The sequence below is a fragment of the Candidatus Eremiobacteraceae bacterium genome (assembly GCA_035314825.1).
GTDB lineage: Bacteria > Vulcanimicrobiota > Vulcanimicrobiia > Eremiobacterales > Eremiobacteraceae > JAFAHD01.
The window spans coordinates 165,017-190,152 of record DATFYX010000001.1 but is presented as its reverse complement, the minus strand read 5'-3'; the positions used below and the strand labels follow the sequence as shown (position 1 = coordinate 190,152).

Annotated in this window: 20 protein-coding genes; 11 read left to right on the top strand and 9 right to left on the bottom strand. The window is 66.6% G+C overall.

The annotated features are described in order from the left end of the window. Both VKF82_00935 and VKF82_00930 read right to left on the bottom strand, forming a co-directional pair. Window positions 1-893 (bottom strand): hypothetical protein (locus VKF82_00935; GenBank protein ID HME80619.1); only part of this gene is annotated, 893 nt, incomplete at its 3' end. Between the two features lie 20 nt (window positions 894-913). Beyond that, window positions 914-2,089 (bottom strand): alanine--glyoxylate aminotransferase family protein, encoded by a 1,176-nt coding sequence (locus VKF82_00930; GenBank protein ID HME80618.1) that lies wholly within the window; start codon window positions 2,087-2,089, stop codon window positions 914-916. A 76-nt stretch (window positions 2,090-2,165) separates the two neighbouring features. Between VKF82_00930 and selD the strand changes: the two genes are divergently transcribed. The 8 genes from selD to VKF82_00890 are packed head-to-tail and all read left to right on the top strand — an operon-like array spanning window position 2,166 to window position 13,080. Next, window positions 2,166-3,212 carry a selenide, water dikinase SelD gene (selD, locus tag VKF82_00925; GenBank protein ID HME80617.1) on the top strand — a complete coding sequence of 349 codons (1,047 nt, stop codon included), beginning with the start codon at window positions 2,166-2,168 and terminating at the stop codon, window positions 3,210-3,212. A 15-nt stretch (window positions 3,213-3,227) separates the two neighbouring features. Then, window positions 3,228-5,240, top strand: a complete 2,013-nt coding sequence (gene tkt / locus VKF82_00920; protein HME80616.1) for a transketolase — start codon at window positions 3,228-3,230, stop codon at window positions 5,238-5,240. Between the two features lie 36 nt (window positions 5,241-5,276). After that, window positions 5,277-8,096, top strand: coding sequence for a bifunctional transaldolase/phosoglucose isomerase (locus VKF82_00915; protein ID HME80615.1), 2,820 nt, complete (start codon window positions 5,277-5,279; stop codon window positions 8,094-8,096). Window positions 8,097-8,120: 24 nt separating this feature from the next. After that, window positions 8,121-9,653, top strand: a complete 1,533-nt coding sequence (gene zwf / locus VKF82_00910; protein HME80614.1) for a glucose-6-phosphate dehydrogenase — start codon at window positions 8,121-8,123, stop codon at window positions 9,651-9,653. After that, complete coding sequence (locus tag VKF82_00905; GenBank protein HME80613.1) at window positions 9,638-10,717, top strand: glucose-6-phosphate dehydrogenase assembly protein OpcA; 1,080 nt, start codon at window positions 9,638-9,640, stop codon at window positions 10,715-10,717. The genes zwf and VKF82_00905 overlap by 16 nt, the downstream gene beginning before the upstream one ends. Window positions 10,718-10,720: 3 nt before the next feature. Next, window positions 10,721-11,467: a 6-phosphogluconolactonase gene (pgl, locus tag VKF82_00900; protein HME80612.1), complete on the top strand. Its 747-nt coding sequence runs from the start codon at window positions 10,721-10,723 to the stop codon at window positions 11,465-11,467. 9 nt (window positions 11,468-11,476) lie between these two features. Beyond that, window positions 11,477-12,349, top strand: coding sequence for an SAM-dependent methyltransferase (locus tag VKF82_00895; protein ID HME80611.1), 873 nt, complete (start codon window positions 11,477-11,479; stop codon window positions 12,347-12,349). Further along, window positions 12,346-13,080, top strand: coding sequence for a TonB family protein (locus VKF82_00890; GenBank protein ID HME80610.1), 735 nt, complete (start codon window positions 12,346-12,348; stop codon window positions 13,078-13,080). The genes VKF82_00895 and VKF82_00890 overlap by 4 nt, the downstream gene beginning before the upstream one ends. 4 nt (window positions 13,081-13,084) lie before the next feature. On the opposite strand, the gene VKF82_00885 is transcribed toward VKF82_00890, so the two are convergent. From VKF82_00885 to VKF82_00875, 3 genes are read right to left on the bottom strand one after another with little or no spacing between them, the layout of a single operon-like run. Continuing rightward, a complete protein-coding gene (locus tag VKF82_00885) occupies window positions 13,085-13,552 on the bottom strand; it encodes a carboxypeptidase regulatory-like domain-containing protein (protein HME80609.1) in 468 nt (155 codons plus the stop codon). A gap of 5 nt (window positions 13,553-13,557) precedes the next feature. Beyond that, window positions 13,558-15,975 (bottom strand): endopeptidase La, encoded by a 2,418-nt coding sequence (lon, locus tag VKF82_00880; GenBank protein ID HME80608.1) that lies wholly within the window; start codon window positions 15,973-15,975, stop codon window positions 13,558-13,560. Further along, complete coding sequence (locus VKF82_00875) at window positions 15,975-16,415, bottom strand: Hsp20/alpha crystallin family protein (GenBank protein ID HME80607.1); 441 nt, start codon at window positions 16,413-16,415, stop codon at window positions 15,975-15,977. The genes lon and VKF82_00875 overlap by 1 nt, the downstream gene beginning before the upstream one ends. A 103-nt stretch (window positions 16,416-16,518) precedes the next feature. On the opposite strand from VKF82_00875, the gene VKF82_00870 reads away from it, so the two are divergent. Further along, the gene (locus tag VKF82_00870; protein HME80606.1) at window positions 16,519-18,651 is read left to right on the top strand and encodes a hypothetical protein; all 2,133 of its coding nucleotides are present in this window, start codon (window positions 16,519-16,521) and stop codon (window positions 18,649-18,651) included. Between the two features lie 34 nt (window positions 18,652-18,685). After that, complete coding sequence (locus VKF82_00865) at window positions 18,686-19,249, top strand: DUF4126 domain-containing protein (GenBank protein HME80605.1); 564 nt, start codon at window positions 18,686-18,688, stop codon at window positions 19,247-19,249. Here VKF82_00865 and VKF82_00860 read toward each other — a convergent pair. The 4 genes from VKF82_00860 to ppk1 are packed head-to-tail and all read right to left on the bottom strand — an operon-like array spanning window position 19,236 to window position 24,196. Next, the gene (locus VKF82_00860; GenBank protein HME80604.1) at window positions 19,236-19,748 is read right to left on the bottom strand and encodes a GNAT family N-acetyltransferase; all 513 of its coding nucleotides are present in this window, start codon (window positions 19,746-19,748) and stop codon (window positions 19,236-19,238) included. The two genes, VKF82_00865 and VKF82_00860, sit on opposite strands and share 14 nt — an antisense overlap. Next, a complete protein-coding gene (locus VKF82_00855; protein ID HME80603.1) occupies window positions 19,745-20,668 on the bottom strand; it encodes an NUDIX hydrolase in 924 nt (307 codons plus the stop codon). The genes VKF82_00860 and VKF82_00855 overlap by 4 nt, the downstream gene beginning before the upstream one ends. Then, entirely contained in the window at window positions 20,665-22,149 is a 1,485-nt protein-coding gene (locus tag VKF82_00850) for a CYTH and CHAD domain-containing protein (GenBank protein ID HME80602.1), read from the bottom strand. The genes VKF82_00855 and VKF82_00850 overlap by 4 nt, the downstream gene beginning before the upstream one ends. After that, window positions 22,142-24,196 (bottom strand): polyphosphate kinase 1, encoded by a 2,055-nt coding sequence (gene ppk1, locus VKF82_00845; protein HME80601.1) that lies wholly within the window; start codon window positions 24,194-24,196, stop codon window positions 22,142-22,144. The genes VKF82_00850 and ppk1 overlap by 8 nt, the downstream gene beginning before the upstream one ends. A gap of 191 nt (window positions 24,197-24,387) precedes the next feature. On the opposite strand from ppk1, the gene VKF82_00840 reads away from it, so the two are divergent. Beyond that, window positions 24,388-25,134, top strand: coding sequence for a hypothetical protein (locus VKF82_00840; protein HME80600.1), 747 nt, complete (start codon window positions 24,388-24,390; stop codon window positions 25,132-25,134). Window positions 25,135-25,136 lie beyond the last annotated feature (2 nt).

Below are 25,136 nucleotides of genomic sequence, written 5' to 3'. Positions count from 1 at the left end.
GACGATCCGGAGGGCGTCGGCGGCGGGCAATTCACCGAGGCCGCGCTGCCCTGATGGCCGATCGCCAGCAGCGCCGCGCCCACGCCCACCAACAGCGCGATCACGTCGAGCGCGCCGTTGCTGCTGTGATTCTCCGTGGCGCTCGTGATCGCGGGGCCGGGCTCTTGGCTGATGAGAAGATCGCCGATCTGCGGCTGATAGCTCGGCGATGGATTGAGGATCTGGACGACCGCGTCGGTGCCCGTGATCTGGGTGATCTGCGCCTCGGCGACTTTCTTGCCGGAGCGCACGACGTTGAAGCGCTGGCCGAGATGGAAGCCATTCGCCTCACCTGTGTCGGCCTGGATGCCCGAGGGCCCGACGGCGAAGATGATGCCGGTATTGGTGCGCGGCGCTTCGAGCGTCGCGAGATCGTTGCCGAACTGAGCTGCGAACGCGTGCGCATCGCTGGCCGGGAACACCTGTTGGAAGATCTGCGAGCGGCCGAACGTCACCGGATTCACTTTGTAGATCGACATGCGGTAGACGATCTTGCCGCTGTCCGAGTGGATGACGTCGGTGATGAGCACTTGGTCGGCTTCCGCTTTGCCCGCCGCGGCAAGCGCCGCCATGGTCGCGTCACCGTCGGATCCGACCTGCACGGGGATCGGGCCGCCGCCCTTGACGTCGTAGCGCCCGGTGGCGACGACGCCCTGGTACAATGCTTGAGCGACCTGCGAGAGTACTGCGGGCGTCACGCCGCCGCTGTTCTGGGGCGAGATCACCGCGATGGCGATCGCGCCGGCGCCGCGCGCGGCCGGCACGCCTGGAACGAGCGATACCGCGATGCACGCGAACGCGGACAACACCGCGAGCACACGCGACATCGTCGTCAGATAGAACTTGCGATTCACGGCAGGTATGACTCCTTACGTCACCCGACCGCGACGCGCGGCTTCGCGGCTTCCGCCCGTGCGAAGACGGCGTTCGCGGCAGCGATGCCGGCACCGGGCGACACCGCGACGCCGCTGTCGCCCAGCGCACTTTCAAGCGCTGCGATGGCGGTGAGGATGTCCTTGCGTCCGATCGCGCCCATGTTGCCGAGCCGGAGAATCGTGCCTTCCAACTTCATCTGACCGCCGCCGACGACGACCCCGTACTTCTCGCGCAGCATCTGCTGCAGCGCTTTGTGGTCGGTGCCGGGTGGTGCCGACACGGCCGTGACCGTGTTCGAGTACGCCCCGGGACGCGCAAGCGTGCGCAGTCCCATCGCGTCGCACCCCGCGCGAATCGCCTCGGCGAAACGGGCGTGGCGGGCAAAGGCAGAATGCCGCCCCTCCTTGGAATAGTTATCGGTCGCCTGTTCGAGTGCCAATAGGACGCCAAAAGGGGGCGTCCAGGGGGTCTGGCCCTTGTCGGCCGCCGTCCGCGCCTTGCGGACGTCGAGGTAAAAGCGCGGCATGCGGGCGTTTTCCGCGGCCTGCCAGGCCCGCTCGCTCAACGCGATCATGGCGGCCCCCGGTACCCCCGCCAGCGCCTTTTGCGAGGCGCCGATCACCACGTCCAAGCGCCATTCATCCATGCGCACATCGGTTGCGCCCATGCTGCTCACGGCGTCGACCACCAGCAGCGCCGGATGATCGGCTCGGGCGCGGGCGAGCGCGGCAAGATCAGTCTGCACGCCGGTAGACGTCTCGTTGTGGGTCAGCAAGATGCCCTTGATCTCGCCGCCGGAATCCTTGGCAAGGCGCTCGCGCAGCCGCTGCGGATCGACCTTGTCGCCCCACTGCGTCTCTATCACTTCGACCTGCGCGCCGTAGGCGCGCGCGATCGCGATGTGGCGGTCGCCGAACACCCCCATCGGCATCGCGAGCAGCCGATCGCCGGGTGAGAACACGTTGACCACCGCGGCTTCCATCGCGCCCGTTCCCGATGATCCGAGCATGAGCACGGGTTGCGACGTTTGGAAGATATCTTTGAGCCGCTCGGCGAGACGCGCGTAGACCCCTGCCGCGAACGGGCCACGATGATTGCGCATCGGCTGCGACGACGCAGCCAAGACATCCGGGGCCACGGTGACCGGACCCGGAATCATGAGCAGTTCTTGCATTTGGCTCCGGTTCGAGCCGTTCCCAAAGGGCGCCTGTCGCCGCTGGGTAAACGGTCTTTGGACAGATGGAGCATTCATGATCGGAAATGCAGCGCCGCGCCTCACGCAAATGGTCGCGTGCGCCGGCTGCGCGTCGAAGATGGAAGCCGACGTGCTCGCGCGCGTCTTGCGCGAACTGCCGGCGATCGACGATCCGCGCGTGCTGGTCGCCACCTCGACGCGCGATGATGCCGGCGTTTTCAAGCTCGGGGAAGACCTGGCGCTCGTCGAGACGGTCGATTTCTTCACGCCGATCGTCGACGATCCGCAGACGTTCGGGCGCATCGCCGCCGCCAACGCCATTTCCGACATCTACGCGATGGGCGGCACACCGCTGTTCGCGGTGGCGATCGCGACGTTCCCCGAATCGGGTCTCGATCTCGCCGTCCTGCACGCCATCGTTCGCGGCGGCGCCGAAAAGGCGCGCGAAGCGGGCATCCATATCATAGGCGGCCACACCGTCAAAGACCCCGAGCCCAAGTACGGACTCGCCGTCACCGGGCGCGTACATCCCGACCGCATCGTGCGCAACTCGACCGGTCGAGCCGGCGATCTGCTGGTGCTCACCAAGCCGCTCGGCACCGGACTGTACACGACGGCGCGGCGCCGCGACGTGATATCAGATGAAGAGCTGGAGGAGGCGTCGATCTCGATGCAGACCCTCAACCGCGCCGCCGCGGAAGCGATGCTCGAGACCGGCGTGGACGCGGCGACCGACGTCACCGGGTTCGGTCTGCTCGGCCACCTGCACGAGATGACATCGGCCAGCGGGGTGGGCGCGCGCATCGACGCCGCGGCAGTGCCGTTGTTCGAACTGGCGTTGTCGCTCGCAGAGCGGGATTGTGCCCCGGGCGGCACAAAGGCGAACCTCGCGCTCGCGCTGGTCAACGGCGTGCGTTTCGCCGATTCGGTGCCTGCGGCGCTGCGGCTCGTGTTGTGCGACGCGCAGACATCCGGCGGACTGCTCATCGCCGTATCAGAAGGGAACGCCGCGATGCTGCTCGACGCCCTGGCGCGGCGCGGTGTCGCGCAGGCCGGCGTGATCGGCAGCCTTTGCACCGATGCCGCCATCACTGTCGCCTAGTCCCAGGAGGAACGCGTGAAGCAGGCAGGTTCGACGCTCGACCGCGGCGCGCTCGAGCAGCTTTGCATCAATACGGTCCGCACGCTCTCGATGGACGCGGTGCAAAAGGCCAACTCCGGCCATCCGGGCACGGCGATGGCGCTGGCACCGCTTGCATACGCGTTGTGGACCAAACACATGCGGTACAACCCGCGCAATCCGGCCTGGGTCAATCGCGACCGTTTCATCCTCTCGGCCGGCCACGCGTGCATCCTGCAATACGTCATGCTCTTCCTCACGGGCTACGACCTCACGCTTGACGATCTCAAACAGTTCCGACAGTGGGGCTCGAAGACGCCAGGCCATCCTGAGTACGGGCATACGCCCGGCGTCGAGTGCACCACGGGACCGCTTGGCCAAGGCTGCGGCAACGCCGTCGGCTTCGCAGTCGCCGAGGCATTCCTCTCGGCGCGCTTCAACCGAGACGGCCTCAACGTCGTCGATCACCACACCTACGTCATCGCCAGCGACGGCGATATGATGGAAGGCGTTTCGGGTGAGGCGGCGTCGCTGGCCGGACACCTCAAGCTCGGCAAGCTGATCGTGTGCTACGACGACAACCACATCACGATCGAGGGCAACACCTCGCTCGCGTTCGACCAAGAAGACGTCTGCCGGCGGTACGACGCCTATGGATGGCACACGCAGGCCGTCGAAGATGCGAACGACGTGGCGGCGATCGACCGCGCGCTCGATGCGGCCAAGGCAGACGCGCGGCCTTCGCTGATCCGCATCCGCTCGCACATCGGCTACGGCGCGCCGAACAAACAGGACACGGCCGAAGCGCACGGCGAGCCGCTGGGCGAGGACGAGATCAAGGGCGCGAAGCGCTTCTATGGCTGGCCCGAAGATGCGAAGTTCTTGGTGCCCGACGAAGCGCTCGCGCATTACCGCACGGCGGTCGAGCGCGGGCAACGCTACGAACGCGAGTGGAGCGAGCTGTGGGAGCGCTACGAGCGCGATGACAAGGCGCGCGCGATAGCCTTTCTCGCAGAGCAGGACGGAACGATGCCCGAGGGCTGGTCGGCCCAGTTGCCGCGCTTCGCGCCGGGCGACGGTCCCATGGCGACGCGAGACGCGTCCAGCAAAGCGCTGACGGCGCTGGCCAAGTCTGTGCCATTCCTGCTCGGCGGTTCGGCGGATCTCGCCGGATCCAACAAGACGAACCTCAAGGACATGGGCGATTTCGAGGCCGGGTCGTACGAGGGGCGGCAGATGCACTTCGGCATCCGCGAGCATGCGATGGGCGCGACGCTCAACGGCATGGCGCTGCACGGCGGCGTGCGTTCCTGGGGCGCGACGTTCCTCATCTTCTCGGACTACATGCGCCCGCCCATCCGCCTCGCCTGCCTGATGCGCATCAACCCGTTCTACATCTGGACGCACGACAGCATCGGGTTGGGCGAAGACGGCCCGACCCACCAATCGATCGAGCAGCTCGCCAGCTTGCGCGCGATACCGAACATGACGATGATGCGGCCGGCTGATGCCAACGAGACGACGATCTGCTTCAAACTGGCGATGGAGCACCGCGACGGGCCGATCGGCATCGCGCTGACGCGCCAGAAGGTCCCGATCTTCGAGGCGGCGGCCGTCGCCGGCGCGCAGCGCGGCGGCTACGTGCTGGCCGCCGAGCAGGGTGCGCTGCGCGTGATCCTCATCGGCACCGGCTCGGAGGTCCATCTCTGCATCGGCGCCCGCGAATTGCTGCACAAGGCCGGCATCGGCACGCGCGTCATCAGCCTGCCGTGCTGGCAGATATTCGATGCGCAAGACCAGGCCTATCGCGAGTCAGTGCTGCCGCCTGCGGTGACGGCGCGCGTCGCGGTCGAAGCCGCTGCGCCCATGGGCTGGGAGCGCTACGTCGGCACGCTGGGACGCGTCGTCGGCATGACGCGCTTCGGCGCGTCGGCGCCGGCCGAGGTGCTGTTCGAAAAATTCGGCTTCACGCCGGCCAACGTCGCCGCCGTCGCCCAGTCCTTACTGTGACCGCGCGCGCTCGCACGCGCGCAGAGGAAGAGCACGATGCCTAACCCGCTGCAGCGCCTCATCGATCTAGGCCAGAGCTTCTGGCTCGACAACGTCAGGCGCGGCTTCACGCGTTCGGGCGAGCTGCGCCGCATGATCGACGACGACGGCTTACGCGGTGAGACGTCGAATCCGACCATCTTCGAGAAGGCGATCGCCGAGAGCGCGGACTACGACGAGCAGATCGTGGCGCTCGTGGCGCAGGGCGCGAGCGCCGCGGCGATCTATGACGCGCTGACCACCGACGACATCCGCGAGGCGTGCGACGCGTTCCGCGACCTCTACGACACGAGTTCGGGCGGCGACGGCTACGTGTCGATCGAGCTGCCCCCGCAGCTGGCCAAAGACACGGACGCGTCGATCGCCGAGGCGCACCGTCTGTGGAAGCTGGTCGCGCGACCCAACGTCATGATCAAAGTGCCGGCGACGCCCGAGGGCATGCCGGTGATCCGCCAGCTCATCGGCGACGGCATGAACGTCAACATCACGCTGATGTTCGGAGCGGAATACTACGAACGCGTCATCGACGCGTTCATGGGCGGCCTCGAAGACCGCCTGCGCAAGGGGCAGCCGATCCACTCCGTCGCGTCGGTCGCATCGTGTTTCGTCAGCCGGGTCGACACCGAAGCCGACAAGCGCATCGAGGCCGCGATGGCGAGCGCAGACGCGGCCGCCGTGGCGCGTTTGCAGACGCACCTAGGAACGACAGCCATCGCCAACTCCAAGCGCCTGTACTCGGTCTATCAACGCTCGATCGCCGGCCAGCGCTGGCAGGCGCTTGCGGCAGCAGGCGCGCGCCGGCAGCGTCCGCTGTGGGCGAGCACGTCGACAAAGAACCCCGCATATAGAGATACGTATTACGTCGAAGCGTTGATCGGCCCCGACACCGTCGATACCATGCCGCCGGCGACCATCGACGCCTTCCGCGATCACGGCGTCGTCAAGCAGACGCTCGACCGCGGCATCGACAAGGCCGAGGAGACGCTGGCCGAGCTGGAAGATCTCGGCATCTCGCTCAAAGCGATCACGGACAAACTGCTCGCCGATGGTCTGGTCTCGTTCCAGACCTCGTACGACCAGCTGCTCGACGTGCTCGCGAAAAAGGCGCAAACGCTGCGAGGCTCCGGCGAGCGGCTTACGATGTCAGGAATCTCGCTGGAGGAACAGGCCGACGCCCTGGCTAGTCTCGACACCGCGGGCTTCGTCGCGCGGGTATGGCAGCACGACCCCGATCTTTGGAAGAAAGGCGATCCGGAGCACGCCGCGATCATCAAAGATCGCCTCGGCTGGCTGACCTCGCCAGACCTCATGTACCAGCGCAAGAGCGAGCTTACGTCGTTCGCGGACGGGCTGCGCAAGGACGGCATCGCGCACGTCGTCGTGATGGGCATGGGCGGATCCAGCCTCTGTCCGATCGTGTTGCGCGAGACGTTCGGGTCGCACAAGGGTTACCCGGCGCTGTTGATCCTCGACAGCACGGTGCCCGAAAGCGTCAGCGCGATCGAGCGAGCGATCGATCTCAAGAGCACTGTCTTCATCGAATCGAGCAAGTCGGGCACGACGCTCGAGCCGCGCGTCTTCTCCGAGTACTTCTTCGACAAGGTGTCGGGCGCGCTGGGCGGCGCTGACAAAGCGGTCTCGCGCTTCGCATGCGTCACCGATCCGGGCACGCCGTTGGAAAAACTCGCGAGCGAACAGAAATGGCGCAGCGTCTTCATCAACCCTGAGGACATCGGTGGCCGCTATTCGGCGCTGACGTATTTCGGACTGGTGCCTGCCGCAGCGTCGGGCATCGACGTCGATGGGCTGCTCGAGCGCGCGCGCGCTATGGCTGCAGCCTGCGGCGCCGGCGTCAAAGCAAGCGACCACCCGGCCGTGCGCCTCGGCTGCGCGCTCGCGACGCTGGCGCAGGGCCATGGCCGCGACAAGGTGACGGTGCTCGCCTCGCCGGGTATCGCGACCTTTGGGTTGTGGCTCGAGCAGCTCATCGCGGAGAGTCTCGGCAAGGAGGGGCGCGGCCTCATCCCAGTGGCGGGCGAGCCCCCGGGAGATCCCGGCGCATACGGCGCCGACCGCGTCTTCGTGCATCTGCGCCTCGGTGACGATACGACCCTCGACGCGCGCGGCGAGGCGCTCGAGCGGGCCGGCCATCCAGTCCTGCGCATCAGCCTGCGCGACACGCTCGATCTGGGAGCCGAATTCTTCCGCTGGGAGTTCGCGACCGCGACCGTCGGCGCGCTCATGGGCGTCGACGCTTTCGACCAGCCCAACGTCCAGGAGAGCAAGGACAACACCAACCGCATCCTTGCGCAGCGCGATCCGGCCGGGCAGCAGCGCGCAGCGTCCATCGGCCCCAGCGACGAGGAAGCGCTCGCGCGTTTCGTGCGCAGCACGGCCACCGGCGACTACATCGCGCTCATGGCCTTCATCCACCAGACCGACGCCCGCGACGAGATCTTCGACGACATACGCTCGACGCTGCGCGATGCGACGAAAGCCGCGACGACGTTCGGCTACGGGCCGCGCTTTTTGCACTCGACCGGACAGCTGCACAAGGGCGGCCCGAACACGGGCGTGTTCATCCAGCTCGTCGGAGATAATCGCGACACGTTGCCGATTCCCGGCCGGCCGTTCGACTTCGGCACGCTCGTCGCAGCCCAAGCGCTGGGGGACTTGCAGTCGCTGCGCGCGCACGGCCGGCGCGTCGTGCGCATCGATCTCGGCGCGGACGTCGACGCTTCGCTGGCGGCGTTGCGGCGCACGGTGACCAAGATGGCCGGCTCGCTCTCGCCGGCCGGCAGCGGCAGCAACGCGTGATGCGCGTCGAGCGGCGGTAGCCTCATGGTCGAAGTCAAGATACCCAACCCGTTCCGCGAGGGGCTGCGCGAAGACCGTGCGACCCGGCCGGTGCAATTGGTCATCTTTGGCGCATCGGGCGATCTGACGTGCCGCAAGCTGCTGCCTGCCATCTACAATCTCGCCCAAGCGGATCTGCTGCCCGAGAATTTCTGCGTCGTCGGTTTCGCGCGCTCGCAAATGACCGACGAGGAGTTCCGCGAGCAGCTGCGCCGCTCGGTCGCGAACTCGAGCGAGATCCGCGTACGCGACAAGAACGTGCTTGAAGAGCTCGCCTCGCGCTGCCGCTATGTCGAGGGCACGTTCGACGACGCGAGCGCGTTCAAGCGGCTGGGCGGCGTGCTCACCGAGGACGACCTCAAGTACGGCACCGCGGGCAATCGCATCTTCTATATCTCGACGCCCGCCAGTCTGTTCGGCATCATCGTCGAGCAGCTCCATGAGGCGGGCCTCACGGGCGACAGCGGATCCGCAGACTCGGTGCGCATCATCGTCGAGAAGCCGTTCGGCCGCGATCTCGCCAGCGCCAAAGCGCTCAACGACGAGATGCTCAAGTATCTGCGCGAGGATCAGATCTACCGCATCGACCACTATCTCGGCAAAGAGACGGTCCAGAACATCCTCGTGCTGCGTTTCGCCAACGGCATCTTCGAGCCGATCTGGGACCGCAACTACGTGGACAGCGTGCAGATCACCGTCGCCGAGAGCCTGGGCATCGAGGGCCGCGGCGCGTTCTATGAAGAGACCGGCGTCGTGCGCGACATCTTGCAGAACCATGGCCTGCAGCTGCTCTCGTTGGTCGGCATGGAACCGCCGACGACGTTCGACGCGCGCGATTTCCGCGACGAGAAGGTGCGCGTCATCGAGGCCATCCGTCCGATCGACGTCAAGGAAGCGGTGCGCGGACAGTACGGGCCGGGATTCGTCAACGGCCAGCCGGTGGTGGGCTATCGCGAGGAGCAAAGCGTCGCGCCCGGTTCGATGGTGCCGACGTATGCCGCGCTGCGCCTTTTCGTCGACAATTGGCGTTGGGCCGGCGTGCCCTTCTACCTGCGCTCCGGCAAGCGGCTGCCCAAACGCGTCACCGAGATCGCCATCCAATTCAAAGAAGCGCCGCATCTGCCGTTTCGCAAGTCACAGATCGAGCAAGCCGAGGGCAACGTGCTGGCGCTGCGCATCCAGCCGGACGAGGGCGTGACCCTCAAGCTCGAGGCGAAAGTGCCCGGCCCGAGCATGCGCATCCGCTCGGTCGCGATGGATTTCTCATACGGCGCGACCTTCGGTGCCGAAGACGCGTCGCCGTACGAGCGGCTCATCTTGGATTGTATGAAAGGCGATCAGACGTTGTTCGACCGCGCCGACGGCGTCGAGGCCGCCTGGGCGCTGGTCGATCCGCTGCTGCAGGCATGGGATGCCGATCGCTCGATCGTGTTCCCGAACTACGCGGCTGGCTCGTGGGGGCCCAAAGAGGCCGAGGACCTGATCGCGCGCGACGGGCGCGCGTGGCGGCTCCCGTGAGCAAACAGGGCGACGGCGCTGCGACGCCCGCGTGGGCCTCGGGTTTCGAACTCGTGCGGGTCGAAGAAGCCGAATCCACCTTGACCGCGCGCTGGCGCGAGATCGTGGCCACGGCTGGGGCGACGCCGAGCGCGCGCTCGCTCACGCTCAACCTCGTCACGTACGTGGATCGGCCGGACGCGTGCACCGACGTGTCGCAGATCCTGGCCGAGATCGCGGGCACGCACTCGATCCGTGCCGTGACGATCATCGAAGACGCGACGGTCGATGAAGATGCGATCCAGGCGTTCATCCGCCCCGACGACCACGCAGACGCGCAGGGCTTCAGCGAAGAGGTCTTCGTGCGCGTCAATCCGCGCGCATCCGCCTCGGCTGCCTCCGCAGTGCTCGCGCTGCTGGCCGCCGATCTGCCCATCTATCTGTGGTGGCGCGGCGATTCGCCGTTCGGCCGCCCGCTGTTCCGCCTGCTCGCGCCGCTCGTCAAGAAGATCGTCGTGGACTCGATGCGCTTCGGCGACACGAACGCCTCGCTCGACACATTGCGCCGGCTCACCGAACGCCGCGCCGGCCATGTCGCCGTCGCCGATCTCAATTGGAAGCGTCTCAAACCGTGGCGCCAGGCGGTGGCCGCGTGCTTCGACGACCCGCAAGTGCTGGCGCTCATCGGCGACTTCGACAAGTGCCGTGTGGAGTACGCCGCCGATCTCGACCAGCCCGACACCCAGCATAAGACCGCGGGCGCGACGCTGTTCGCCGGCTGGCTTGCGCGTTGCGTGCCGCGCCTGCGCGGCCGCGTCCGCCTCGCACCGGTGGCCAACGCGGGTGCGCGCCCGGGCCGCCTCATCGCGGCGCTCTTCCAATCGTCGCGCTCGCAGACCGAGCTGTCGCTGCGGCGCCAGGACAGCCCGCGCCAGGTCGTCGCCGAAGTCCGCGACGCACAAGGCGGACTGATCCGCAGCTGGAACTTCCACGTCGTGAAGGCGACCGAAGCGGAGCTGCTGCATCGCTCGATCGACGATCCGTCGCGGGACGCGATGCTCGAAGCCGCGCTCGCCGAGGAGTAGCTGATGGCGCAAGAACGCCGCCTTGTCGTGCTCGATACCGCCGACGACGTGGCCTATCAGGCCGCGACGGAGTTCGAAGTTCGTGCGCGAGCGGCGATCGAGGATCACGGCCGTTTCAACGCCGCACTGTCGGGCGGAACGACGCCGCGCGCGTTTTTCGCGCTGCTGGCCTCGCCGCAGTTCGCCGAGGATATCGACTGGCCGAACATACACATCTTCTGGGGCGACGAGCGCTGCGTGCCGCCGACCGATGAGGCGAGCAACTACGCGCAGGCGGAGAAGCTGCTGCTGGGTCCGCTCCAAGTGCCCAGGGCCAATGTCCATAGGATGCGCGGCGAGCTCGAGCCCCACGCCGGCGCGGTCAGCTATGCGGATGAGCTGCGCGCGTCGTTCGGCGATTCGATCTCGCTCGACGCGATCTATCTGGGCTTGGGTGAGGACGGCCACACCGCGTCATTGTTCCCGCGCAATCCCGTGCTCGACATCGTAGACCAGCCATGCGCGGCGGTCCACGTGCCCGAGAACCGCGCGGCGCCGTGGCGGCTCACCTTGACCTATCCGGTGCTCGACGCAGCGGACGCCGCGATCTTCTTGGTCGCGGGCGCCGCGAAGGCGGCGGTGCTGGCCCGCGTGCTCGAGGGACCCCGCGATGCGCACGCGCTCCCGGCGCAAGGGGTCGCGCCGGCGCAAGGCTCGCTGATCTGGCTGGTGGATGACGCCGCGGCGAGCGGTCTGAAGTCGCGCGTCTGAGGCCACGCTCTGGGCAAGACGCAGCGTCCGATCACCGTCGCCGACACCGCGTATTGGGTCGCGATGTATCGCGCGATCGAGTCCGAGCGCCCGGACGCCCTGTTCCACGACCCGTATGCGCGCCCGCTTGCAGGCGCGCGCGGCGAGGAGATCTTGGCGACCATCCCGCGCGCCCGCGTGTACGGCTGGCCGATGGTGGTGCGCACCGCGGTGATGGACGACATCATCGTGCGGCTCGCTCCCGGCGTCGATGCGGTGCTCAACTTGGCGGCCGGTCTCGATGCGCGGCCTTACCGCCTGCCGCTGCGCGCCGATCTGCGTTGGATCGAAGTCGACTACGCCGCGACGCTCGAGTACAAGACGGCGCTGCTCGCGGACGCCGCGCCGCGCTGCGTGCTCGAGCGCATCCCGCTCGATCTCGCCGACCGGAGCGCGCGCCAGGCGCTGTTCGCGCGCATCGGATCGGAGTGCCATCGCGTGGCGATCGTCAGCGAAGGGCTGCTCGTCTACCTCGCGCCTGACGACGCCGGCGCGCTCGCGGCCGACTTGGGCGTGCAGCCGTCGTTTCGCTCGTGGGTGACCGACGTCGCGTCGCCGTGGGTGCTGCGCATGATGGAGCGCACGTGGGGCAAGCGCTTGCGCGAAGGCGGCACACCGTTCCAATTCGCGCCGAAGGACGCCGCGGCGTTTTTCGCGCAGCACGGCTGGCGCATCCGCGAATACCACGCCAATGTCATCCAGGCCGCCAGGCTCAAACGAGAGTATCCGATGGCCTGGTTCTTCAAGCTCGTTTTCGCGCCGTGGTACCGGAGCGAGGCGACGCGGCGCTCTGGACCCATGGTCGGGGTGCTTTTGCTCGACAACGCGAGGAGCACGGCATGAAAGCCGTTCTCGCGTCCGCCGCGGCGCTTGTCGCCGCGCTTTCCAGCGCGCCCATCGTCGCGACAGCCGCCGACAAGTGCCCGTTGCATGCGGCCAGCTTCATGCTCGTCGCGCACGGCCAGACGGGTAAAGTGGACCGCTACGTAGTGGCACTGCTGCTCACCGGCAGCGATCCGGTCACCGCGAACCTGCAGGTCCCAGGGCTGCAAAACGACATCACGACGCCGGTCATCGCTCCAGATGCGGCCGGCGGCGAGTCGATCAATCATTACGCGATCGACATCCCTCGTGCGGTTTCGGCGACCGGTATCACCGTCTACGGGTTGCTCGTGCACGGACGCGGCGACCATGACATGACCTGCCGCCAGCCCGTACGCTTGGTGACCACCGCGCCGGCCGGCTCGCTTTCCCAATTCGATGATAGCGGACTCTCGCCCAGTGACCTGCTATATCCCCAGCGGGTGACCGAGGCGCACATCTTACAGTCGGCGCCCGCCGCATTCCCGGCAAGCGACGCCCAGATCAAACATCCTTCGACAATCGTGGTGGCCCTGACGGTCGGCGCCGGCGGCGGCATCGTCGCAGCGCGAATCGACCAGTCGTCCGGCTATCCGTCGTTTGATGCGGCGGCGCTCAGCGCCGCGCGCAAGACCGAGTTCAGTGCGCCGCAATTCGATGGCCATCCGATCGCACTCGAGTACTTCGTGTCGTATCGCCTCGGCGGCCGCTAGGCGCCTAGCAACTCTCCGATCCCTGATTGCCCAAATCAGCCTCGGGGTCGACGCTGTACAGCGTTGCCGAGTGCTCGTACCGGATCATTGCCGGCGTGGGCGAGATGTAGAAATAACCGAGGGTGCCCGCGCCGATATGGCTCGCAAGCATTGCATCGACCTCTAGAGTCGTGTCGACGCACGACGAGACGCGAAATGTCTTCGTGGCCATACCGTCGCGCGAGAACGTCAATTCGACTTGCTTCTCCGGCGTCACGCCCACGAGACTGTAGAACCCTCGCTTGTCCGTATGCGCGTCCATCGACTGGCTGCGAGAGCGCAAGCGGACCAAGACTCCCGCCAAGGGCACCTTGGTTTCGGAATATAGATCCGAGACGTACCCTTTGATCGCGGTGGTCTCTGCGCGCGCTGGGTTCATCAGAAGAGCGCCGGCAGCGGCGACCGTTCCCGCGATGACGGCGACGCGAGCCACATGGGTCATCGGGCGGCCGCGGGCAGTTGGCGGCTGGAACGCCCGTTGGTCGTCGCGATGCGCGCGATCATCGGCGAGCCCAGCGCTTCCTTGAGCACTTCGGATAGCTCGTCGGCAAACACGAACTTGAGGGCCCGCTTGGCTTCGGGCGGCACGTCTTCGGACACGTCGGGCTCGTTGCGCTTGGGCAAGACGATCTTCTTGATGCCGGCGCGGCGCGCACCGAGGACCTTCTCTTTGATCCCGCCGACGGGCAGCACTTGGCCGGTGAGCGTGATCTCGCCGGTCATGGCCACGTTCTTGTCGACCTTCTTGCCGGTGACGGCCGAGACCAGCGAGGTCGCGATCGCGACGCCGGCGGACGGGCCGTCTTTGGGCACTGCGCCTGCTGGCACGTGCACGTGGACGTCGTGTTTGCTGAAGAAATCCGGTGCGAGTTTGAGCTCGCCCGAGCGGCTGCGCACGAACGACAGCGCCGCCTGCGCCGACTCTTTCATGACGTCGCCGAGCTGGCCGGTCAGCGTCAGCTTGCCGTTGCCCGGCATCACGCTGGATTCGATGAAGACGATGTCGCCGCCGACCGGCGTGACGACCAGACCCGTAGCGACGCCGCGCACCGCCGTGCGCTTGGCGACCTCTGCGAAGAAGCGCGGCTTGCCGAGGAACTTTGGCAGCGTCTTGGGCGTGATCGTGGCCTCGAAGCTCGGCTTTTCGGCGACCTTGCGCGCGACTTTGCGGCAGATCGTCGCGATCTCGCGTTCGAGATTGCGCACGCCCGCCTCGCGGGTGTAATCGGCGACGATGGTCTCGAGCGCCGGCGTGGAGATCGCCGCTTGTCTGGCCGTCAAACCGTTGGCTTTGAGCTGCTTGGGCACGAGGTACTTGCGCGCGATCGCGACCTTCTCGGCCTGCGTGTAGCCGGCCAGCTGGATGATCTCCATGCGGTCGCGCAGCGCCGGTGCGATGGTGTCGAGCTGGTTGGCGGTGGCGATGAACAGCACGCGGCTCAGGTCGAACGGCAGATCCAGATAGTGATCGCGGAACGTGTTGTTCTGCTCTGGATCGAGCACTTCGAGCAGTGCGGACGATGGGTCGCCGCGCCAGTCCGCGCCGACCTTGTCGATCTCGTCGATCATGATGAGCGGATTGCTCGTGCCCGCATCGCGGATCGCGCGGATGAACGACCCGGGCATGGCGCCGATGTAGGTGCGCCGATGGCCGCGGATCTCCGCCTCGTCGCGCACGCCGCCGACGGACAGGCGGATGAATTTGCGGTTCATCGCGCGCGCGATCGAGCGGCCGAGCGAGGTCTTGCCGACGCCGGGCGGTCCGACGAAGCACAGGATCGGGCCCGACAGCGTGTTCTTGAGCTTGCGCACCGCAAGATACTCGATGATGCGGTCTTTGACTTTCTCGAGATCGTAGTGGTCCTCGTCGAGGATCTTGCGCGCCTTGGCGATCTCGAGGCTGTCCTCGGTCGTCGTGCTCCACGGCAGCGTCACGAGCCAATCCAGATACGTGCGGATGACCGAGTACTCGGGGCTGGCCGAGGGGATGCGCCCGAGCCGGTCGAGCTCGCGCAGTGCCGCTTTGTGCGCCTCCTCGGGCATCTTGGCGGCTTCGACCTTCTCGCGCAGCTCGTTGACGTCGGCCTGCGTCGGATCGGACTCACCTAGCTCGTCTTGGATCGCCTTGAGCTGCTGGCGCAAGAAGTACTCGCGCTGGTTCTTGTCCATCTCCTTTTGGATGTCCGACTGGATCTTGTGGCCCAGCTCGAGGACTTCCAGTTCGCGCGTGAGGTACGCGGTGAGCATGCGCAGGCGCGCGAGCGTGTCGCGCTCTTCCAGCACCGCCTGCTTCTCCGCCGTGTCAAGCCGCATGGTCGACGCGATGAAATACGAGAGCAGGTTCGGATCGGTGATGTTGTTGACTTCCAGCTCGAGCTCTTTGGGCGCCGACGGCAAGAACGCCAGCAAGCGCGTGTACTGCGCGGCGATGTTGCGCGAGAGCGCGGTGAGCTCGTCGCTGTCGGGCGTCTGGTCTTCAAGCTGCTCGACCTTGCCGACCAGGTACGGTTCCGCGCGCGTGAACTCGGTGATCGTGAACGGCACGGTGCCCGAGATGATGCAGCGCAGCGTGCCGTCAGGGACCTTGATCATCTTCTGGATGATGGCGACGGTGCCGATCGTGTAGACGTCGTCGGGGGCCGGCGGCGATGCATCGCGGTCTTTGAGCGCGACCACGCCGATCGGCACGCTCGCCTTGAGCGCGTCTTCCACGAGTTTGATGCCGTGCGGCTTGGTGACCGCCAGCGGCATGACCGTGTTCGGGAACAGCACTGAATCTTGCAGCGGCAGAACAGCCAGTTCGGACGGGATGCTGTTGGCTTCGCGCGCGTCGACGTCGCGCTGGTCGGTCGCCATCAGCCGCGCCCCCGGATCGCCATGCGGATCTCCATGCGGTCAACCCCGTCGACTTGGCCGCTGTCGGACACAGGCAGCTTGATGCTCAGCGTGCCGTCGTGATATTCAGCCTTGGCGGCATCGACCGCGACGACTGAGGGCAGCGGGATGCGCTTGAGAAAGCAGCCGTATTCGATCTCTTTTTGGAGCACCGCCTCGGCGCGGCGCAGGTCAGGCTCACGAAACCCAGCCAGGTACAGGCTTGCGCCCTCGACGACCAGCTTGACGTTAGCGGGATTGACGCCCGCCAGCTCGACGCGGACCATGACCGTGCGGCCACGGTCGGTCAGGTAGACGTCGGCGTTCGGGTTGAACGACCCGCGCCGGGCGTGCCGGGTCAGGGGGAGGCTCAATTCCGCGAACAATCGGTCGAATTCGCGTACGAGATCATCGGGCTGCATCTGTGATGGCGCTCCTGGATAGGCGGGAATAGTCCTATTTCGGCGTCCCGGGCCCTCCTACCCGCAGGCGGGACTTCCGATACAATAAATGCGGGAGTACTGGATGGCGACAAACCTCAGCATCGAGTGCGCCGACCGTTCCGTTAGGTGGTACCTGACGCCCGGACAATCATCGCGATACGAGATCATCGTGATCAACAAGTCCGGGGACGAGCATGTCGACTGCACCATGTCGTTGGACGAGCCAGCCGAAGGGGGGACCTTCGAGCCGGCCTCGTTCAGCTTACGCCCGCGCGAGCGCAAGACCGTCGCGCTCACCTTCGCTGAAACCGCCCAGGTGCCGCGCGATCAGCTGACCCTGATCTCGGTGCGCGACGCCGCCGGGGACGTCATCGCGTCGCTCGAGCGCGGCCTCATATCAGCCGGCGGCATCGACTGCACGATCCAGCTGGCGTGGAAAGAGCCAATACTCGACGGCGACGCAATCCGCGGTTTCGTCATCTCCTGTGCGGTGAAGAGCCTGAGCGCGACCGGCGGACAATTCGCACTGCAACCCACGCCGCATCAGTCGCTCGAATTCGTCGACGTCGCGCCGCTGCGGCTCGAACCCGGTCAGACCCAAACCGTCACCATCCCGATATTATGGAAACGCGCAGTCAAAGACGCGCAAGGCAATAACCATCCGCACGTCGTCGAGATGGGCGTCGCCGTATCGCAAGGCAAACGGACCGGCCGTTTGTCGTGGGATACGATCGAGAGCAAGCTCTCCCCGTACGAGCGCGCGGAAGCAGCCGAGGCCGCCGCTGCGCATGAAGCGCAATCCGTGCAACCGGCACAAGTCGTGCAACCAGCGCCGCCTCCGCAACCCATGCCGCCTCCGCTCGCACCCGCTTCGGCGCCGCCGAACCAAACTCAGACGGCGCTCGCGATCGAAGCGCCGACGCCGCCGTTTGTGAATCCCTATCCGGGGTCCGCGCCCGAGGCTACGTCGCCGGTTGCTGCAAGCGCGAACCCGCCGGCGGAGCCGGTGGGGCCGAGCCCGCCGCAGCCCGACTTCAGCAATCCCGAGAACGACGACGAGTTGATGTCGCTGCTCGTCGGCAGACCCGTCTCGCCGCCAGCGGGTTGGCGCGGACCAGGACGCGATGCGCCGGATGCGCCATCGGAGCCGCCGTCGATCTACGCGCGCAGGCCGGCGACAGTGCCTAAACCACAGCCACCGCAACCGCCGGCTCCGCCGCGCGCGCCGACGCCCGTCCCGCCGCCGGTCTCGCCGGCCGATTCAGGCGACGCGGTTCCGCAGCCGTATCGCCGGACATACGTCGCGCCCGGCATCGCGACGAGCGAAAGCGAAGCGCCGGTCGAGGAACAGCCTGCGACGGAAGGCCTTTTCGGAGAATCGCCGCTCGAGTCGTCGGTCGTCGGGCCGCCGCCGTCGCTCGCGCGCGCCATCGAGGCCGGTAAGGAACGCAAGGCCAGTGCGCGCCGCACGATCGAGATGCCAGACCTTCCGGCGCTGCGCTCGCATGAAGGACAGTTGGGAACGCTTGCGGTCGGCGGCACTGCGATCATCGCGCTTGCGCTGGTGGTCGTCTTCTACTTGATGCGTCCGACGATAGCTCCGCCGGTCGCACCGCAGGCCGCTCCGAGCGTCACCGTTCCTCCCGCGGTGGTCTTAGAGACTCCGCCTCCGGCCGCGAGCCCTCGACGCAACGATCAGAACAAACAGAACGCGTCGCCCGCACCGAATGCGTCGGGCAAGGTCGTCGCACCCCCGAGCGTCGCACCGACGGCCACTGCACGCGCGGCAGCCCAAGCGACACAGCGCGCGCTCGCGACGACGGCGCCCGCGCCGCCTCGTCCGGCGCCGACAGCGGCACACGTCGCGCTCGCGCCCAAGCCGGTGCACACCGCAGCGCCAAAACCGCGCCCGCATTACCGGCCGGCGAATCCGAGCATCGTCGTATCGATGCAGGGAGTCGACGCGCACTACGGCCCGGGCGGCCACGCCGTGCGCGTCCTGTGGGGCGCCAACGGGCAAGCCTCGGCGCACGTCGAGCTCACCGATGAGCGCGGCGATGTGCTCAGCTCGACCGACGTCCCCGGCGGACGCTACAACGCAGTGCTGTACGTCCCGCGCACGTACCGCGGGTCGGTCTTCGTCCAGGTCGTCTCGGTAGGAGCGCAAGGCGAGCGCGTCACACAGTCAACGTCGCTACCGGCCTTCTCCCACTGAAACCAAACAGCTCGCCGACGGGTAATCCGCTCCGATGGATACGACGACCCAATATGCGCTCGCGTATGCGCTGACGACCACGGCTGGCCTGCGCGGCTTTCTCACGCTCTTCGCCGCTTCCGTGGCGGCCCATTACCATCTTATCCATCCGAGCGCCGGCTTCATGTGGCTCGGCGCGGACGGCACCGTCATCGTGCTGGGCGTCTTCGCGTTGCTCGAGCTCGCGGCGGACAAGATCCCCGTGGTCGATCATGCGTTGCACGCGGTTTCGTTCGCGGCGCGACCGGTCGCGGCCGCGATCCTCGTCGGAGGCACGGTCAACACGAGCAGCCCCGGCGAGCTGGCGGGCCTGATGGCGGCCGGCGCGCTCAACGCGCTTGTCGTGCACACGTCTTCTGCCACTGCGCGCGCCGCATCATCGGCGACCACCCTTGGTCTGGCGAACCCCGCGTTGAGCGTCGTCGAGGACGTGATCGCTATCGGCGGACTGATCGTGACGTTCGCCGCTCCGATCCTTGCCGCCGTGCTCGCGCTCATCTTGGTGATCTCACTGATCGTGCTCGGACGCAGGGTCTATCGCGGCGTTACAGCCGCTTGATGAAGTGGTACTCGATGCTGTTGCTCAAGTCGTCGAGCTCGCGCGTGTCGGGCAGGCGCGCGTAGCCTAGCCGCTCGTACAGACGATGCGCGTCGAGAAAGCGCGTGTCGCTCCACAGCTCGACGAACGTAGCGCCTCTGCGAGCCGCCTCTTCTTCGACGAGCTTCACGAACGCGGTGCCCAAGCCGGCGCGCCGCACGTTCTTGGAGACGTATAAGTGTTTCAGCTCCGCGCCGGAGGGATCGTGCGCCGGAGCGATGCCGGCGCAGCCCACGACGACGCCGTCGAGTTCCGCCGACCAGAAGCGCCCGCCCAGCGCTGCGAACGCGGTCGCGATGGCCTTCAATTGCGGCATCTCGTGCTCCAGCTCGAGCACGCAGCCGGGATATTCCGAAAACGTCGCATCGATCAACGCGATGAGGCCGGCCGCATCGTCGTCGCGCGCATCGCGTATGCGCGCTTTGGAGCGGTCGAATTCATTCGACCGTGCCTGCGTCACGGGGGCGGCAAGTAGCGGCCGTACAAAAAGGTCTCGCCGTCTGACTCGAGCACCCAGGTCGAGCCCTTCTCCCAACGCAGCTCGCTCTCGGTGGCCAGCCCGTCGTTGACGAGGTTGGTCATGAGATCCGCGATGACGTCACCGTGGCTGCACAGCAGCGCCGGTCTCGAGCCCAGCGTCTTGATGAAGGCGAGCACGTCATCGGCGTCGGTGTTCTCGGCCAATTGGTCCGCGGCTTCGACGGCGAGCTTACGCGCTTTGGCGAGCGGCTCGACCGTCTCTTTGCAGCGCACGTGCGGACTGGTGATCACGCGCGCGAACGAAAAGGCGCTCAACCGCTGCACCAGCTCGTCTGCTTGTCGGCGGCCGGCTTTGGTCAGCGGCCGCTGCTCGTCCACCTCGGTCCACTCGCTGCGGTTGAGCGCCTTGGCATGACGCACGAGGTAGATCGTCGAGCTCATCTGGTTACGCAGCGACGCGCGCCCCTGGCGCTCGCCGCCGGCTTGTACGGCCGCAGCATCGATCTCGTTGGAGAGCCCGCGCAGCAAGGCGCGGTCGTGATTGTAGGTCAGCAGCGCGGAGGCTTGCCGCACCGAGACCCAGCGCAGCTCATCCACTTCGCGGCTCGGCCGGAAATGACCGGCCAGCGCTCGCATCACCCAGTAGTGGACGACCTTGGGCCGTCCGCGGTGATCCTTATACTTGGTGCTGCCGAGCGCGCGTTCGAGACGGCAACGCATGCCCGTCTCCTCCTCGACCTCGCGGATCGCGGTGTGCTCTTCGCGTTCGCCGGCCTGCAGTTTGCCTTTAGGGAACGTCCAATCGTCGTATGACGGCCGGTGGACGATGACCAGCTCGAGAGCCCCTTCGGGTTTGGAGCGAACGATGATCCCGCCGGCTGCGCGGACGACCCCGTTCACATCCACGAACGCAGCTTCTTCCTGTCGAATGCGCGCCAGGCTTCGTGCCACACGGCGCGTGCGGCGTTGGCCGCGGTCAATTCCAACGCGTTGAATTGGCCGGCCACGAACGTCAAGGGCCCGCTGGCCGCGTGCTCGCGCACCCACTGCATCGCGACCACGGCATCGTGGTGCTCGCCGAGCACTTCCTGCAACGCCGCGGCCGCGCGGGCGAAGCTGCGCGCGCGCCGGCCGATGACCGGGGTGACGGCCTCGGCCGCGTAGCGGCAGCGTTTGGCGCGGATGCGCAACTTGTGCAACTGGTCGTCGGTGGGCTGCTGGCCGAAGTCGTCCACCATCGTGCGCACGTTGCGATACAAGCTGGCGATCAGCGGCGGCAGGGTCAGCATCCCGGCCTCGGCGGCGATGGGCGCGAGCTGCGGCGCGCGAGCGGATTCCACCAGACGCTTCAGGAGTTCGATATAGCGAGGATCGTGGACCGTGGCGTTGAGCCGCTGCATGGAGGCCGCGCGCTGTGCGGCCAAAAGCGCGAGGATCTGGGCGCCGGCGTTGCGATCGCGCGGCGGCAACGCACCGGCGTGTTTGCGCAGTCGATCCATCAAGACGTCGGCGTCACGCACGGCCCCTAACTCGTCGGCGAGCCAGCCGAGCTCCTGCCGCAACGAGCCGGCCCATTCGATATCCATCAACGGCAAGAACGTGCGCAGGTGCGAACGCAGGCGACGCACGGCGACCCGCGCCTGATGGATGTCCTCGGGATCGGTGCCTAAGCGGATACCGGCGTCGTGCCGCAACAGGCGGGTCGACGCGAGTGCGAGCGCACGCCGCAAGACCGCCCCTGCGGTGGCCTCTGGCGCGAGCTCTTCGACCTCGAGCTCGGGAGGACGCCGGGCCCGCATGCCCAGCGCGCGCACGATCTTGGGCGTCGGATCTGCGGCGCCGGCTCCTGCGGCCTGGAGCCGTTCGAGGATCGCAGGCAGAAGCGTTTCTGGTGCGGCTTCCTTGAGCTCGATCTCGATCTCGCGGAAGCGGTCAGCGATCTTGCGGCCGTCGAGCACGGCGACGTCGTCTTGGACGGTTTCGGCAAGCGGCGTGCCGTCGGGCCCCTTCAAGGTGATCATCTGGCGCGTCGTGCGCAGCCGGACGATCTCGTGCACGGCGCTCTTGCGCAAGTACGCGGTCAGCAGGTCGAGCGCCGCCGGCGGTGGCGCTTGCGGTTCCCCCTGGAACACGTGCTCGCCGCGCACCAGCAGATCGCCGTTGGATTCGAGCGGACCCGGCAGTTTGACGGTCCAGCCTTGACCGATGCGGTAACGCAAGCTGCAGCCCCAACGGGTGAGGCGCAGATCGCGCGTATCGAAGTAGGTCGTCTTGAGTTTTTCGGTGACGGCATCGGCGCTGGCGACGTCGATCGTCACCAGCGCGAGGTCGGGCAGTCGAAAGGCGGCCGGCGCCCCGAGTTTGAGTTCGCGCTCAAGCACTGACGTCGACGGGCGTGTGAGCCTGCAGGCGCGCCGTCGCCAGCTCTTGCAGCCGGCGGTGCGCGTTGAGATGGAGCACGTCCGGCACCTTGTGCCAGACGCCTTCGGCGTCAAGCGTCCAGGCGAGCGCGTCGTCGGCGAGATCCACGTCGAGGATCTCTTGCAGGCGCGCTTGCAGCAGCGGATCGGTGACCGGGATGACCGCCTCGACGCGCCGGTCGAGGTTGCGCTGCATGACGTCCGCCGAGCCGATGAAATACTCCGGCCCGCGCTCGTCGCCGCCGAAGCGCATGATGCGCGAGTGCTCGAGATAGCGGCCGACGATCGAACGCACGCGTATGTTGTTCGCCGATCCGTCCGCGCCCGGCTGCAAGCAGCAGATTCCGCGCACGATCAGGTCGATCTGGGTACCCGACTGCGCTGCGCCGTACAGAGCCTGGATGATGGTCGGGTCGACCAGATTGTTCACCTTGATGATGATGCGCCCGTCGGGTGCGTCCGCTTCGCGCTTGATGAGCTCGATCAGCGCGGGCCGCAGCGTGCCCGGCGCCACCAGCAGCTTCTTGTAACGGCTCTGCTTGCTGTAGCCGGTCAGGTAATTGAACAACTCGGTGAGGTCTGCGCCGAGGTCCTGATCGCTCGAGAGGATGCCGATGTCCTCGTACAGCCGCGCAGTCGTCGGGTTGTAATTCCCGGTCCCGACGTGGCAGTACCGCTTGATGCCCGTCGCCTCTTGGCGCACGACCAGCGTGATCTTGGCGTGCGTCTTCAACCCCACGATGCCGTAGACGACGTGCACGCCGGCTTCTTCCAGCGCGCGCGCGAAATTGATGTTGGTCGCCTCATCGAAGCGAGCCGTGACCTCGACGAGCGCCACGACCTGCTTGCCCGCTTCGGCGGCGCGGATGAGCGACTTGATGATCGGGCTGTCGGGTCCGGTGCGGTACAGCGTCTGCTTGATGGCCATGACGCGCGGATCGCGGGCCGCCTGGTCCACGAACGCCTCGACCGAGGTGAGGAACGAATCGTACGGGTGGTGGACCAGCATGTCGCCTTGGCGCAAGACGCGGAACAGCCGCAGCGTCTGATCGCCGGCCACTGAGAACTGCGGCGGGGTGAGCGGCAGCCACGGCTCGTACTTGAGCGCCGGTCGATCGAGGTCGGCGATCGCCCACAGGCCGCCCAGATCCAGCGGGCCGTCGACCACGTAGACATCGGAATTGTCGAGCTCGAGCTCGCGCATCAACAGGCTGCGCACGTCATCCGACATCGCACGCGCGATCTCAAGACGCACCGCGTCCGGCGAACGCCGCCGCATGCGCAGGACGGATTCGACGGCCTCGAGCAGATCTTCGGCTTCATCTTCTTTGAGCGCGAAGTCGGCGTTGCGAGTGATGCGGAACGCGTGGCTCTCGACGATCTCCATGCCCGGGAACAGCGAGTCGAGATGTGCGGCGATTATCTGCTCGACCGGCACGAAGCGTTCGCCGTCGGGCATGCGTACGAAGCGCGGCAGCAGCGGCGGGACTTTGAGGCGGGCGATGCGCGGCTCGGCCGCGGCGGGGTCGCCCACGACGACGGCGAGATTGAGCGACAGGTTGGAGATATACGGGAACGGATGGCCGGGATCGACCGCCAGCGGGGTGAGCACCGGGAAGATCTGCTCGTAGAACATCTTGTCGAGATGCGCGCGATCGCTCTCGTTCAGTTCGGACCAGTCCGCGAACCTGATGCCCGCCTGCGCGAGCGCGGGTTTGAGCTGCTCGGCGAAGATGCGGGCGCTGCGCTCCACCAGCTGCTCGGTGCGCGGCTTGATGATGTCGAGCTGCTCGGTGATCGTCAGGCCGTCGGAGCTCGTGCCGCCGACGCCCTCACGCAGTTGCTCGTGCAGGCCGCCGATGCGGACCTGGAAGAACTCGTCGAGATTGCGGCTGAAAATAGCGAGGAAGCGCACGCGCTCGAGCAGCGGCACCGACTCGTTCTCGGCCAACGCCAAGACTCGCGCGTCGAAGTCGAGCCACGAGAGATCCCGATTGAGATACTTCATCTGGTCCTAGGCTAGCAGGGGAGGGTTAAGGTTAACTAAAGCGGGGCCTGTTTCCCGTCGCGCAGACGCAGTGCGATCCAGTCGTTCGTGGACCCAGGCTGAGCAATGGGAAGTCGCGAATTGCGCCCTCACGCAAGGGCAACCGCGTGTGCAGCCCGGGGATTTCTCGCGAGATCGCGGAGGAGACCTACATGAACAAGCTACTCATTGGTGCTTTCACCATCGCTGCGATGCTGGCGACGTCACCCGCGGGGGCAGACCAGACTCCTGCGGCTTCGGCGGCGCCTTCGACGATGCCGGCCGTCGAAGCGATGCCCGCGGTGCACCATCTCGTCTATCGGTTCGGCTGGAACACAAAAGCGACGAAAGAGGGGAACAACACCGGAACGACCACGATCGATATCGTCGGGGTTGCAAAAGATGGCGGCCTGACCGTGAATGCGACGGATAGCTGGTGGAACGCGGTTCAGCCGAAGCAGAGTTCGACCTGCGAAGTCTATGCGAACGGCACGGTCACCTGCGCGAAGCCTCCGTACGCGTTGACGATCCTTCAGGCTGCCATCCTTCCGCTTCTCGGGCAGAACTATTTCAGCGCGTTGACCTCAAGTCTGACTTCGAGCTGGAAGCAGACCTATAACATTCGGGCGACCTTCGCGCCGGGTCCCGGTATGGGGTTTGCAGGACAAGTCTACACCTGGAACTGCGCATATGCCCTAACCGGCAAGGGCACCATTCCCCAGCAGCCGCCGCTGGTCCAGATCCAGTCCGATGGCACGCTGAAACAGCAAGGCGGCCGGTACACCACCATCGATCAAAAGGCTGGGATCCTCTTCGACCCGCGCATCAAGATGCCGGTGTATGTCAGCGAGGTGCTGCGGGTCATCCCGCAACAGAGCATCAATTCGTACACCATAGAGATGAAACTGATCAGAACTTAGCC